This is a genomic window from Bradyrhizobium sp. ORS 375 (assembly GCF_000239775.1).
GTDB lineage: Bacteria > Pseudomonadota > Alphaproteobacteria > Rhizobiales > Xanthobacteraceae > Bradyrhizobium.
Window position 1 is genome coordinate 1 of the sequence record NZ_CAFI01000434.1, and the last position, 13,249, is coordinate 13,249.

Annotated in this window: 12 protein-coding genes; 7 read left to right on the top strand and 5 right to left on the bottom strand. The window is 66.8% G+C overall.

Going from position 1 to position 13,249, the window contains the following annotated elements; all coding sequences use genetic code 11:
- The first annotated feature begins 112 nt into the window (after window positions 1-112).
- The 4 genes from BRAO375_RS28625 to BRAO375_RS28640 all read left to right on the top strand — a co-directional run bounded on the left by BRAO375_RS28625 (window position 113) and on the right by BRAO375_RS28640 (window position 4,776).
- The gene (locus tag BRAO375_RS28625; protein ID WP_009030921.1) at window positions 113-1,096 is read left to right on the top strand and encodes an ABC transporter ATP-binding protein; all 984 of its coding nucleotides are present in this window, start codon (window positions 113-115) and stop codon (window positions 1,094-1,096) included.
- A gap of 124 nt (window positions 1,097-1,220) precedes the next feature.
- Window positions 1,221-1,490 (top strand): GlsB/YeaQ/YmgE family stress response membrane protein, encoded by a 270-nt coding sequence (locus BRAO375_RS28630; protein WP_009030922.1) that lies wholly within the window; start codon window positions 1,221-1,223, stop codon window positions 1,488-1,490.
- 189 nt (window positions 1,491-1,679) lie between these two features.
- The gene (locus BRAO375_RS28635; protein ID WP_035642814.1) at window positions 1,680-3,422 is read left to right on the top strand and encodes a type I secretion system permease/ATPase; all 1,743 of its coding nucleotides are present in this window, start codon (window positions 1,680-1,682) and stop codon (window positions 3,420-3,422) included.
- Window positions 3,423-3,435: 13 nt separating this feature from the next.
- Window positions 3,436-4,776 (top strand): HlyD family type I secretion periplasmic adaptor subunit, encoded by a 1,341-nt coding sequence (locus BRAO375_RS28640; protein WP_009030924.1) that lies wholly within the window; start codon window positions 3,436-3,438, stop codon window positions 4,774-4,776.
- Between the two features lie 399 nt (window positions 4,777-5,175).
- Here BRAO375_RS28640 and BRAO375_RS28645 read toward each other — a convergent pair whose 3' ends face one another.
- The 3 genes from BRAO375_RS28645 to BRAO375_RS28655 all read right to left on the bottom strand — a co-directional run bounded on the left by BRAO375_RS28645 (window position 5,176) and on the right by BRAO375_RS28655 (window position 8,090).
- Entirely contained in the window at window positions 5,176-5,658 is a 483-nt protein-coding gene (locus BRAO375_RS28645) for a CinA family protein (protein ID WP_009030925.1), read from the bottom strand.
- Between the two features lie 83 nt (window positions 5,659-5,741).
- Window positions 5,742-7,055: an MFS transporter gene (locus BRAO375_RS28650; protein WP_009030926.1), complete on the bottom strand. Its 1,314-nt coding sequence runs from the start codon at window positions 7,053-7,055 to the stop codon at window positions 5,742-5,744.
- Window positions 7,056-7,175: 120 nt separating this feature from the next.
- Window positions 7,176-8,090, bottom strand: coding sequence for a transcriptional regulator GcvA (locus BRAO375_RS28655; RefSeq protein WP_009030927.1), 915 nt, complete (start codon window positions 8,088-8,090; stop codon window positions 7,176-7,178).
- 112 nt (window positions 8,091-8,202) lie between these two features.
- Here BRAO375_RS28655 and BRAO375_RS28660 point away from each other — a divergent pair, with 112 nt between their 5' ends.
- A complete protein-coding gene (locus BRAO375_RS28660; RefSeq protein WP_035642811.1) occupies window positions 8,203-8,406 on the top strand; it encodes a DUF1127 domain-containing protein in 204 nt (67 codons plus the stop codon).
- Window positions 8,407-8,483: 77 nt separating this feature from the next.
- On the top strand, window positions 8,484-9,071 hold the full coding sequence (locus tag BRAO375_RS28665; protein ID WP_052536157.1) for a GNAT family N-acetyltransferase: 588 nt from the start codon (window positions 8,484-8,486) through the stop codon (window positions 9,069-9,071).
- 257 nt (window positions 9,072-9,328) lie between these two features.
- Here BRAO375_RS28665 and BRAO375_RS28670 read toward each other — a convergent pair whose 3' ends face one another.
- Both BRAO375_RS28670 and BRAO375_RS28675 read right to left on the bottom strand, forming a co-directional pair.
- On the bottom strand, window positions 9,329-10,030 hold the full coding sequence (locus BRAO375_RS28670) for an SDR family NAD(P)-dependent oxidoreductase (protein ID WP_009030929.1): 702 nt from the start codon (window positions 10,028-10,030) through the stop codon (window positions 9,329-9,331).
- 100 nt (window positions 10,031-10,130) lie between these two features.
- Complete coding sequence (locus BRAO375_RS28675; protein ID WP_009030930.1) at window positions 10,131-11,150, bottom strand: glutathione S-transferase family protein; 1,020 nt, start codon at window positions 11,148-11,150, stop codon at window positions 10,131-10,133.
- A 107-nt stretch (window positions 11,151-11,257) separates the two neighbouring features.
- Here BRAO375_RS28675 and BRAO375_RS28680 point away from each other — a divergent pair, with 107 nt between their 5' ends.
- On the top strand, window positions 11,258-13,042 hold the full coding sequence (locus BRAO375_RS28680; RefSeq protein WP_009030931.1) for an acyl-CoA dehydrogenase family protein: 1,785 nt from the start codon (window positions 11,258-11,260) through the stop codon (window positions 13,040-13,042).
- The last annotated feature ends 207 nt before the right edge of the window (window positions 13,043-13,249 follow it).

Genomic DNA, 13,249 nt, shown 5'->3' on the forward strand with positions numbered 1-13,249 from the left:
TCGCATTCCGCTGCGCTGCATGCGAGCCGACCCTCCCCCTTCAGGGGAGGGTGGCAGCTCGAATTGGCGATCTACCCAGGCGTCCCTGACACCAAGTGGAAGTAGTTCACCCATGACCAACCTCGTCGAGATCAACAACCTCACCATCCGCTTCACCGGCGAGCGCACCGTGCATGCGGTGAACGATGTCAGCCTGTCGCTTGGCGACGGCGAGGTGCTCGGGCTGCTCGGCGAGTCCGGCTCTGGCAAGAGCGTGACGATGCGGGCGTTGATGCGGCTGTTGCCGAAGAAGCGGTCGCAGATCACGGGCCAGGTCAAGGTCATGGGCCGCGACGTGCTGGCGATGAGCGACGAGGAGCTGTCGCAGTTTCGCGGCCGCACGGTGTCGATGATCTTCCAGGAGCCGGGGCTGGCGCTCGATCCGGTCTATACGATCGGCCGGCAGATCGCCGAGACGGTCATGCGCCACGAGGGCAAGAGCTATGCGGAGGGCACCGCGCGGGCGCTGGAGATGCTCGAAATCGTCCGCATTCCCTCGGCGAAGCGTCGCCTGGAGTCCTATCCGCACGAGATGTCCGGCGGCATGCGCCAGCGCGCGATGATCGCCCTCGCTCTCGCGTGCCGGCCGAAGGTGCTGCTCGCCGACGAGCCGACGACCGCGCTCGACGCCACCGTGCAGATCCAGATTCTGTTGCTGCTGCGCGAGCTGCAGCGCGAGCTCGGCATGTCCGTCATCTTCGTCACCCACGACATCGGCGTCGCCATCGAGATCTGCGACCGCGTCGCCGTGATGTATGCCGGCCAAATCGTCGAGCAGGGCTCGTTGCGCGACATCGTGCGCCAGCCCGTGCACCCTTATGCGCGCGGCCTGCTGGCGTCGACCATTCACGGCGCCAAGCGCGGCGAGCGGCTGCAGACCATCCCGGGCACGCCGCCCTCGCTCGACCAGGCGCCGCAAAGCTGCTCGTTCGCGCCGCGCTGCAGCCTCGCCCAGCCGCGCTGCTCCGAAGCGCTGCCGCCGGCCATTCAGCTTGGCCCGCAGCGGCAAGCGCGCTGCATCCTGGCCGAGGCGCCGGCCAGTGTGGCGGCGACGTAACGCTTGGCCCGAAACGCGCGGAGCGCAGTCCGGAACCGCGCATCGCGTGTCGAAGCGTCGCAGCCGCCTCGCTAAGGTGCGCCGACGCGCCGGACCAATCGTCCGCGCCGGATGAGGACACGCCATGCACGTATCGAACGAAGGTATTCTGGTCATCCTGTTCGTCGGCCTGATCGCGGGCTGGCTGGCCGGCAAGATCGTGCGCGGCACCGGCTTCGGCCTGATCGGGGATATCGTGATCGGCGTGCTCGGCGCCCTCGTGGCCAGCCTCATCTTCCCGCGGCTCGGCATCCGGCTCGGAACCGGGCTGGTGTCCGAAATCGTCTATTCCGCGCTCGGCGCCATCATCCTGCTGCTGGTGGTCCGGCTGGTGCGGACAGGCGGACGGCTCTAGGACGGCGCGGCTGCGCGGCTGAACATTTCCACCGCCGCGCGAGACAGACCAGACACAACAGCTGATTCACGCTAAAGCGAGCGCCGTTGGACGCTTGCCGCAGGAATCAGTATATTTTGCCTTGTTTGCCGCCAGTTTGTGCTTTTGATCGGCGGTCCTGCAGCTCATTTGATCGAAGAGATGGTGGTGATGGCGGCCGCACCTCACGTGAGGCAATCCGAGCTCAGCGATGCCTTGCGCGGTTGCCGCAGTGCCTTCATCGGCGTCGGGGTGATGAGCTGCATCATCAACCTGCTGTATCTGACCGGCTCGATCTTCATGCTCGAGGTCTATGACCGCGTGCTGCCGAGCCGCTCGGTGCCGACCCTGATCGGCCTGATGATCATCGCCGCCGGCCTCTACATCGCCCAGGGCGCGCTCGACATGATCCGCAGCCGCATCCTCGGCCGGATCGGCACCGCGCTCGACGAGAGCCTGAATGCGCGGGTGTTCGACACCGTGGTGCGGCTGCCGCTGTCGGCCGGCGGGCGAAACGAGGGGCTGCAGCCGCTGCGCGACCTCGACAACATCAGGAGCTTCCTCGGCAGCCAGGGGCCGGGCGCGTTCTTCGACCTGCCGTGGCTGCCGCTGTATCTGGCGATCTGCTTCGCCTTCCACGTCCTGCTCGGCGTCACCGCGCTGGTCGGCGCCATCATCCTGGTGACCCTGACGCTGATCACCGAGTTCCTCACCCGCACCCCCGCCAAGGAGGCGATGGGCCTCGCCGCCCGCCGCAACGATCTGGTCACCGCGAGCCGGCGCAATGCCGAGGTGCTGGTGGCGATGGGCATGACCGGGCGGATGCTGCAGCGCTGGGGCGAGACCAACGAGAAATATCTCGCCGGCAACCAGCGCGCCAGCGACGTCGCCGGCGGCCTCGGCGCCATCGCCAAGGTGCTGCGGATGATGCTGCAGTCGGCGGTGCTCGCGGTCGGCGCCTATCTCGTCATTCACCAGGAGGCGACCGCCGGCATCATCATCGCCGGCTCGATCCTCAGCGCCCGGGCGCTGGCGCCGGTCGATCTGGCGATCGCGCATTGGAAGAGCTTTGTCGCCGCGCGCCAGAGCTGGCGCCGCCTCAGCCAGCTGCTGCAGACGATGCCGGAGCGTGCGGCGCCGACGCAGCTGCAGCCGCCGGTCAGCAAGCTCGCGGTCGAGGGCATCTCGATCGTCGCGCCTGGCGATCAGAAGGCGATCGTCCAGGATGTCAGCTTCACGCTGTCGGCCGGCAATGGCTTGGGCATCATCGGTCCGAGTGCGTCCGGCAAGTCGTCGCTGGTGCGGGCACTGGTCGGCGTCTGGCGCCCGGTGCGCGGCCATGTCCGGCTCGATGGCGCGGCGCTGGACCAATGGTCGACGGACGAGCTCGGCCGCCACATCGGCTATCTGCCGCAGGATGTCGAACTGTTTGCCGGCTCGGTGGCGCAGAACATCTGCCGCTTCGATCCGAAGGCCTCGGCGGACGGCATCATCGCCGCCGCCAAGGAGGCCGGCGTGCACGACATCATCATCAAGATGCGCGACGGCTACGACACCCAGATCGGCGAGCAGGGCGCCGCGTTGTCGGCCGGGCAGGCGCAGCGCGTCGCGTTGGCGCGCGCGCTCTACGGCAATCCGTTCCTGATCGTGCTCGACGAGCCCAACTCCAACCTCGATACCGAAGGCGACGAGGCGCTGTCGCGCGCGGTGCGCTCGGCGCGGGCGCGCGGCGCGATCGTCGTCGTGGTCGCGCACCGGCCGATCGGCATCGAGGCGGTCGATCAGGTGCTGGTCATGAAGGACGGCCGCGCCCAGGCGTTCGGCCCGAAAGAGACGGTGCTGGCGCAGGTGCTGCAGCCGCGCCCGCCGGCGCCGATCAAGATCGTCTCGGAAGCCGGCGTGAGCAAGTCATGAGGAGCTGGACGGCATGAGCAGTCAGGTCATCACCGGGCCGGTCCGGGGCCTGCGACAGCCGGACGGCGCGCGGCAGTCGATCCAGCGCCACCTCATCGCCGGCATGGCCGTCGTTCTCGCGGTGGCCGGCGGGATGGGCGGCTGGGCGGCGACGCAGCAGATCTCCGGCGCGCTGATCGCGCCCGGCCAGATCGTGGTCGAGTCCAACGTCAAGAAGGTGCAGCATCCGACCGGCGGCGTGGTCGGCGAGCTGCGCGCGCGCGACGGCGACGTCGTCAAATCCGGTGACATCGTCGTCAGGCTCGACGATACCGTGACCAAGGCGTCGCTCGCCATCGTCACCAAGAATCTCGACGCCCTGCAGGCACGCGCGGCGCGGCTCGAGGCCGAGCAGCGGGGCTGGGCCAAGATCCTGTTCCCGCAGCAGCTGCTGGAGCGGATGAGCGATCCCGACGTCAAGAGCCTGACCGCGAGCGAGACCAAGCTGTTCGAGGTCCGCGTCAACGGCCGGATCGGCCAGAAGGCGCAGCTGCGCGAGCGCGTCGCCCAGCTCAGCGAGGAGATCGAGGGGCTCTCGGCGCAGGTCGCCGCCAAGGACCAGGAGATCGCGCTGGTGCAGAAGGAGCTCGACGGTGTGCGCCAGCTCTACGAACAGCATCTGGTGCAGCTCTCGCGCCTGACCACGCTCGAACGCGACGCCGCCCGCCTCAACGGCGAGCGCGCGCAGTACATCGCCGCGCGGGCCCAGGCCAAGGGCAAGATCAGCGAGACCGAGCTGCAGATCATCCAGGTCGACAAGGACATGGTGAGCGAGGTCTCCAAGGACCTGCGCGAGACCACCGACAAGATCGGCGAGTTCGTCGAGCGCAAGGTCACCGCCGAGGACCAGTTGCGCCGCGTCGACATCCGCGCGCCGCAGGACGGCATGGTGCTGCAGTCTTCGGTGCACACCGTCGGCGGCGTCATCACCGCCGGCGACACCATCATGCTGATCGTGCCGCAGAGCGACGACCTGCAGGTCGAGGCCAAGGTCAACCCGCAGGACATCGACAAGCTGCAGGTGGGGCAGAAGACGCTGCTGCGGCTGTCGGCCTTCAACCAGCGCACCACGCCGGAATTGAACGGCGTTGTCAGCCGCGTCTCGCCGGATGTCACCACCGACCAGCGCACCGGCCAGAGCTACTACACCATCCGCGTCTCGATGCCGCCCGAGGAGATCGCGCGGCTCGGCGACGTCAAGCTGATCCCCGGCATGCCGGTGGAAGCGTTCGTGCAGACCGGCGACCGCACCGTGATCTCCTATCTGATGAAGCCGCTGCACGACCAGCTGATGCGGGCGTTCCGGGAGAAGTGAGGGGACCGCTGGTTGGGTCCACAGCCGGCTCCTCAAATTCAGTGTCATCCCGGCGAACGCCGGGATCCATAGCCACAGGAAGCAGTTGTGGCGCGAGATGCTCGTGACATCTGTCTTCGCACCTCACTCCTGCTGCGGCGTATGGGTCCCGGATCGGCGCCCGCCGCCGCTTCGCGCCGGCGAGCTTGTCCGGGACGACAGCGTTGGTGGAGCGAGCTGTGCGCCACACATTCCGTCGTCATCCCGGCGAACGCCGGGATCCATAGCCACAGGACGCCGTTGTGGCGCGAGATGCTCGCCACGTCTGTCCTCGCACCTCACTCCTGCTGCGGCGTATGGGTCCCGGCTCGGCGCCCGCCGACGCTTCGCGTCAGCGGGCTTGTCCGGGACGACACCGGATCATGTATCGAGGGTCTTGAGCAGCAGATCCAGCGCACTCTTCGCGAACAGCTGCATGTTGGCCGCGCGGTCGCTGCTGCCGCTCTCCAGCGTGACCACGGCGGAGGCCGGGCCGGCCACGGCGAAGCACGCATGGCCCGCCGCGTCGCCATAGCGGTTGCCGGTCGGGCCGGCAGCGCCGGTCTCCGACAGTCCCCAGTCGGTGGCAAAGCGCGCCCGGATCTGCCGCGCCAGCAGCTCGGCATAGGGCTCCGACGCCGAGCGGATGCCCTTCATCGCCTCGTCCGGAATGTCCATCAGCACGCGCCGCGCATCGCGCGTATAGACCACGGCGCCACCGAGAAAATAAGCCGACGCGCCGGGCACGGCGAGCAGCGCGGCCGCGATCAGCCCGCCAGCCGAGGACTCGGCCACCGCGATGGTCTGCTTGCGCGCGATCAGCCGCGTCGCAACCTGTTCGGCAACGCCAATCAGTTCATCCATGACAGACCTCGCCTCCGCTCTCGCCGCAAACAACAAAGGGCGGCATCCGATGATGCCGCGCTTGGCGTGAACAGACAACCCGATCAGGCCGTCGCCGGCTCGCGTGCCGCGACCGCCTGCTGGCCGCCGCGATAAACCGTCAGCGCGGCGATGATGCCGAGCACGGCGGCGAACATCAGCCAAAAGCCGGGGGAGGCCTTGTCGCCGGTCTTCTCGATCAGCCAGGTCGCGGCGAACGGCGTGAAGGTGCCGAACAGCGCCGCAGCCAGCGCGAAGGCCAGCGAGAAGCAGGTGGTGCGGACATGGGCCGGCACGATCTCGACCAGCGCGCCGAGCATGGTGCCGCTATACATGCCGAAATAGAACGAGAACATCATCTCGACCGCCAGCATCTTGCCGAAGGTCGGTGCCGACACCAGCCAGCTCAGCGCCGGATAGGCCGTCAGCAGCGACAACGTCGCGATTCCGATCAGCACCGGCTTGCGGCCGATGCGGTCGGACAGCGCGCCGCCGACCGGATTCCAGATGAAGTTGGTGACCGCGACCAGCAGCGTCACCAGCAGCGCGTCCGCCGTCGACAATTTCAGCACGGTCTTGCCAAAGGTCGGCGTGTACACGGTGACGAAGTAGAACGTCGTCGTCGTCAGGATCGCAATCATCATGCCGAGCAGCACGATGCGCCAATTCGCCAGCGCCGAGGCGAACACCTCGCTGGTGGTCGGATGCTTCTTCATCGCCAGGAAGGCCGGCGTCTCCTCCAGCGTGCGGCGCAGGAAGAAGATCAGCGGGATGATGAGGCAGCCGACGAAGAACGGGATGCGCCAGCCCCACGCGGTCACGGTCGCGGCCGGCATGCTCTCGCTGAGCAGATAGCCGAGGATGGAGGCGACGAAGATCGCGACCTGCTGGCTCGACGATTGGAACGAGGTGTAGAAGCCGCGATTGCCGGGCGTTGCGATCTCCGACAGATAGACCGACACGCCGCCGAGCTCGACGCCGGCCGAGAAGCCCTGCAGCAGGCGGCCGAGCAGCACGATGATCGGCGCCGCAACGCCGATGGTCTCATAGGTCGGGCAGAACGCGATCACGACGGTGCCGGCGGCCATGATGCCGAGCGTCACGATCAGACCCTGGCGGCGACCGATCTTGTCGATATAGGCGCCGAGCACGACGGCGCCGACCGGGCGCATCAGCGCGCCGAGCCAGAACACGCCGAAGGTGTTGAGCAGCGACGCCGTCTCGTCGGTCGACGGGAAGAACGCCTTGCCGATGGCGGCCGCATAGAACCCGAACAGGAAGAAATCGAACTGCTCGAGGAAATTGCCGCTGGTGGCGCGCAGGATCGCGCCGATGCGCGACTTGACGGTGGCTGGCTGCTGGGTTGAGGGCGGTGACACGCGAGAAAACTCCTACCGTCGAGTGGCTCGTGCGGAAGAACTTCTGCGCCGGCCGAGGGGATGGGTGCGACAATCTGCCACGCGACATCCTGTCGGCCAATAGATTTGACGGCAGAATCCCTAAAGCTGAACGGGCGCTGTGCCCTTTTGCTGCGATGCACTCTTGAGCCATTGCCGAAACGCCTTCAGCTTCGGCGAATCGGTCCTGCCCTCCGGCGTCACCAGATAGAACCCCGCGTCGCTCGGCAACGTCATCTTGAACGGCACCACCAGCCGCCCTTTGGCGATGTCGTCCTGGACGTAGGCGGTCCGCCCGATCGCGACGCCGAGCCCGTCGATGGCGGCCTGGACGGTCATCAGCGACAGGTCGAAGCTCAGCCGGCTCTGCCGCGACATCTCCACTGGCAGGCCGGCGGCGGTCAGCCACAGCCGCCAGTCGTCGTCATAGCCGCCGCTCGCCTGCAGCAGCGTGTGATGCGCGAGGTCCTCGGGACAACGCAGCGGCTTGGCGCCGTCCAGCAGCGCCGGACTGCACACCGGAAACAGCTCGTCGGCCATCAGCCATTCCGCTCGTACGCCGGGCCAGTGACCGCGGCCGTAGCGGATCGCGGCGTCGACATCGTCCTTGCGGAAATCGACCAGGCCGGTCGAGGTGGTGATGCGAACATCGATGGTAGGGTGGGCCTCCTGGAAGGCCGTCAGCCGCGGCAGCAGCCATTTGGCGGCCAGCGAGGCGATGGTGGAGACCGTCAGCACCTTGGCGTTGTCCTTGCGCACCAGACGCTCGGTCGCCAGGCGCAGATCGTCGAACGCGGCGCGCACCAGCGGAAGGTAGTCGCGGGCCTGCGGCGTCAGCGCGAGGCTGCGGTTCTGGCGGACGAACAGCCGCAACCCGAGCTCGTCCTCCAGGCGCTTGATCTGATGGCTGATGGCGGTCTGCGTCACGTTCAGCTCGGAGGCGGCGCGGGTGAAGCTCATATGTCGCGCTGCGGCCTCGAACGCCCGCAATCCGTTCAGCGAGGGCAGCCGCGCCATCCAGGGCCTCCGAGTGCATGAGTTTATTTCATCCGAAACGGTAGTAAATGTCGTTTGTAGATGCAAGGCAAGCTTTGGATACTGCAGCCTTACGCTTTCTCAGGAGGCTTCCATGTCCCTCACCGTCTCCTCGTCAATGACGAAACATCATGGTCCGGGGTTCTGGTCCGGCGTCGCCGAGCTGCTCGCAGCCTGGCGCTTCCGCTACCGCACCCGCCATGAGCTGGCGCAGTGGTCCGAGCGCGACCTGCATGACCTCGGCCTCTCCCGCAGCGACATCGCCGCCGAGATCGACAAGCCGTTCTGGCGGGCCTGAGCCCCTCACTCACCCCCGCCGCGCCGGCGCCGCTCCGAAAAGGGGGGCGCCGGCACCTCTCTTCGCTGGAGGCGGTCATGCCGACATTCGCGGTCGCCGATCTCGCTGTCGCCCCCGATATCATTCACACGCGGCGCGGCGACGAGGTGCAGCTGCGCTTCGTGACATCGGCTGATGCCGAGGCGCTGCAGGACTACGTCCGGTCGCTCAGCCCGCGCTCGCGGAACAAGCGCTTTCTGGGCGCACTCAGCGAGCTGCCCAAGGCGGTCCTCGACGATTTCGTCGCGCTCGGCCGCAACGACCGCTACAGCCTGATCGGAGTCATGAATCACGATGGTGTCCTGAGCATCGCGGCCGAGGCGCGCTACGCGCTCGACCGCGACACCGGCCGCGTCGAGTTCGGCCTCTCGGTGCACGATCGCTGGCACGGTCACGGCCTCGGCCCGGCGCTGATCGCCAATCTCGAAGGCCGAGCACGCGCACTCGGCGGTGTCATGCTGTCAGGCGACGCGCTGCGCACCAACGACGTGATGATCGCCGTGGCCCGCAAGGCGGGCTTCACGATCCAGCCGCATGCGGATGATTGGACCCTGGTTCGGTTCGAGAAGCGGTTGAGCGGCTCTCTCTCTTGCGCACGCCATGCCGATGGTTTGCGGGCGTTCTGATGTGATGATTGTCATGCTCCGCGGCGGGGCGTCCAGTACGCCGCGGTCTCACCGTATCTTGAGCTACCAGTCGCGTTTACTGGATCGCCCGGTCAAGGCCGGGCGATGACACCTGTTATTAGGCAAAGACCTATCCGCGTCATTGCGAGCGTAAGCGAAGCAATCCAGAGTCCTTGCTCGGCCCTGGATTGCTTCGCTGCGCTCGCAATGACGAAGGCGAAAGCGATGCTCGAACTGGGCCTCTGCGGCATCAGCTCTCAAAACGTCTCCACCCATGGCCGCAGCTCCATCTCCCAGCTCCAGGCGCTGCGCGGCTGTTGCAGCACGCTCCAGTAGCTTGCCGCGATGGCGTCAGGATCGAGCATCGAGTCCGGGCGCTCGGCCGGGTCCTGCCGCGCGGCGCTCCTGATGCCGCCGTCGATGACGAAATGCGCGACGTGGATGCCCTGCGGCGACAGCTCGCGGGCCATGCTCTGGGCGAGGCCGCGCAACGCGAACTTGCCCATCGCGAACGGCGCCGATTGCGCATAGCCCTTCACGCTGGCCGAGGCGCCGGTGAACAGGATGGCGCCGTGCTTGTTCGGCAGCATGCGCTGCGCCGCCTGCTGCGCCACCAGGAAGCCGCCGAAGGCGCTGACGGCGATGGACTCCTGGACGTCGGCCGGCACGAGCTCGGCGAGCGGCCCGCGCGCCCGCGCGCTGGCATTGTAGACCACGAGATCGGGCTCGCCGATCTCGCGCGATACCAGACCGAACAGCCGCTCGACCTCCTCTGGATTGGTGGCGTCGCAGGGGTAGGCGCGGGCGCCGGTCTCGTTGCACAGCGCGCCCAGCTTCTCGGTCTTGCGCGCCGCCAGCGCGACGCGGATCTTCTCGCGCGCGAACAGCCGCGCCAGCGAGGCGGAGAGCCCTTCGCCGGCACCGACGATGAGGGCGATCTTGTAGGCAGGGATGTCCATGGGCATGTCCTTGAAAGATGCTTCGCAAGCGTCCGCAGCGCTCAAGCTAGTGCAGCGCGAGCCAACTTCCCACCATCCATCCCCACAATTCTGCCTGATGTCAGGTGGGGAGCGGCTGCAATCCTGCGAGGCAGCCGATCTCCTCCAGCACCACGTCGAGCCTGCTGCGGTCATGCAGGAAAGCGTATTTGGAGCGCAGCATCGCCAGCGAGCGCGCATGATATTTCTGCGGCTTCTGCGTCCACTCGGTGTCGCCGAGCTGGACCCTGAACACGTCGCGGTTCTCCTTGATCGCCTGCTCATTGGCGAGCGACCACGGCATGAACAATGCGCCGACCTGCCGCGTCAGGATCGGCATCAGGGTCAGCGACAGCTCCGGCCACAGCTCGAACTCGCCTTCCGCGCGTGGCCACAGCATGCGGTGAATCCAGGCCAGCACATGCGGCGCGCGGCCCTCGATCAGCGCGCCGGCGGTCGGATCGGTCCACAGCTCGTAGAACTGTCCCCACAGGCCGAAATCGCCATAGGCAGGGCGGCCGCCGAACAGATAGGGCCTCATTGCGAGATGGCGCTCCAGGAGATCCAGCATCTCGACAAACCCCTGCTCGATCTGCGGCGCGTTGGCCTCGTTCGATCCGACATAAGCGAGCCGATCAACCATGCGCGCGCGGATCTTTTCCGACAATCGGGACACGTCGGCGTCAGCGGCCTTCGGCGCGACCATGCGGGCGATGCGTCCGGCCGAGGCGCGCTGATCGAGCTCGCCGGCCCAGCGATAATGGAACATCCATTTGTTGCCCCACTCGTCGCCGAACTCCTCGATGAGAGCGGAGACGAAGCTGGTCAGCACGTCGCCGGGATGGACGGAGGGCTCCGGAAAATCGAGCTCGAGCGCGTCGATGATCGGCGTTGAATCCTGCAGCGACACCTCGTCGGGCGCCACCACCAGCGGAATGATCGGCAGCTTGGCGTGCCGGGTGAACTCCGCCTCGGTTTCCGCGCTGCGCAATATCCATTGATGCGGAATGCGCTTGTAACGCAGATACGATCGTACCTTGACCGAATAGGGCGACATCTCCGCCCCGAAGATGCGATAAACCTCCGTCGGCTGATGGGTCATGGATCTGCTCCCGGTTCGGCGCACGCCGTGCCTGTTGTGTATCCGATCAGGCGCAACCTGTCGAAGAGTCCGTAAGAAGACTGGAAACGAAGGAGGGCTTAACGATCATGCATCAGTTTCTGAAACGCGATGACGTGATGACCGGCGGCAAGCGACCCGAGCTGCTGGCCCCTGATACCACCGGGCTGAACTTCTATCGCGCGGACCCGGCGCTCGCCGACCTCCTGCGCATCCATCTGCCCGACGCGCTGTTTCGCCACCTCGTGCCGCATCTCGACCGGCTCGGCGAGCTCGCCGGCGGCTATCTCGACGAATGCGCCCGGCTCGCCGACCGCCATGGTCCGGTGCTGCACCAGCGCGACCGCTTCGGCCGCGACGTGCAGTGGATCGAATATCACCCCGCCTATCGCGAGCTGGAGCGCGCCGCCTTCGGCGAGTTCGGCATTCACGCAATGTCGATCCGCAAGGGCATCCTCGGCTGGCCGAGCAAATATCCCGTCACCGCCAAGCACGCCTTCACCTTCCTGTTCAACCAGGCGGAATTCGGATTGGGCTGTCCGATCAACGTCACCGACGGCTGCGCCAAGCTCTTGGCGAGCTTCGGCAGCAACGCGCTCAAGGCCAGATATCTCGACGGCCTGACCCAGACAGACATGCGCAAGCTCACCCAGGGCGGCCAGTTCATGACCGAGAAGGAGGGCGGCTCCGACGTCGGCACGCTCACGACGGTCGCCGTGCCCGAAGGTGATCATTGGCGGCTGCATGGCGAGAAATGGTTCTGCTCTAATGCCGACGCCAAGGTGGTGATGCTGCTGGCGCGGCCCGAAGGTGCAGAGCCCGGCACGCGCGGCGTCGGCCTGTTTCTCATGCCGCGCTTCCTCGATGATGGCAGCCAGAACCACTATCGGATCGTGCGCTTGAAGGACAAGCTCGGCACCCGCTCGATGGCCTCGGGCGAGATCAAGCTGGAGGGCGCGATTGCGTACGCGGTTGGCCGGCTCGATCGCGGCTTCGTGCAGATGGCCGAGATGGTCAACTCCTCGCGGCTCTCCAACGGCGTCAAGTCGACGGCGCTGATGCGGCGCGCCTGGCACGACGCGATCACCGTGGCGCGCAATCGCGTGGTGTTCGGAAAGCCGATCGTCGACCTGCCGCTCGGCCGCCGCCAATTGATGAAGATCCTGCTGCCGACCGAGCAGGCGCTGTCGATGAGCTTCCTGACCGCCGACGCGCTCGACCGTGCCGAGGCCGGCAGCCAGGACGCCGCGGCACTCTTGCGCATCTTGACGCCGACGTTGAAATTCCGCGCCACCCGCGACGCCCGCAAGGTCTGCGGCGATGCTTTGGAGATGCGCGGCGGCATCGGCTATGTCGAGGAGTTCGCCACCGCGCGCCTGTTGCGCGACGCCCATCTCGGCTCGATCTGGGAAGGCACCGGCAACATCGTCGCGCTCGACGCGCTCAAGCGCGCGGTCGGCCGCCACGGTGCGGAATCCGCGCTCGCAGCCGATCTGCATGCGCGGCTCGATGACAGCGCCGCGGTGCCGCAGGCTTGGCGCGATCAGCTGCATCGTCTGGTGGATCGCGCGGTCGGCTTCGCTCGCGAGGTCGCCGGCGGTGCTGACAATGAGGCCGAGTCCCGCCGTGCCACCAGCCTGCTGTATCACACCGCCAGCGCCGTCTCGCTCACCTGGGAGAGCGCACGCATCCACGGCATGCGCGGTGATGCGCGACGGCTGCTGCTGGGCAAGCTTGTTGTCGCTCATCGTCTGATGCCATCCGATCCGTTCCGGCTCACGGAAAACAAGATGGATGATGCGATTGCGGCGTTGCTGCTCGGGGAGCGCGACGCGGGCATGGAAGAGGTTGGCGAACTGATATCTGCGGCGTAGGCTGACGGCGGGAGATTAACCTGGAATAGGTGATGAATCGCGACTGTGGCCGCGGCCTCGGTGTACCCTCTCCCCTTGTGGGAGAGGGTGGCTTTCATGCGAAGCATGAAAGCCGGGTGAGGGGTTGCCACGGGCGCGGAGCTTGCTTCGTGGCACGAACCCCTCACCCAATGAGTTTGTTGCTGGCATCTGTGTAGCCCTCTACCA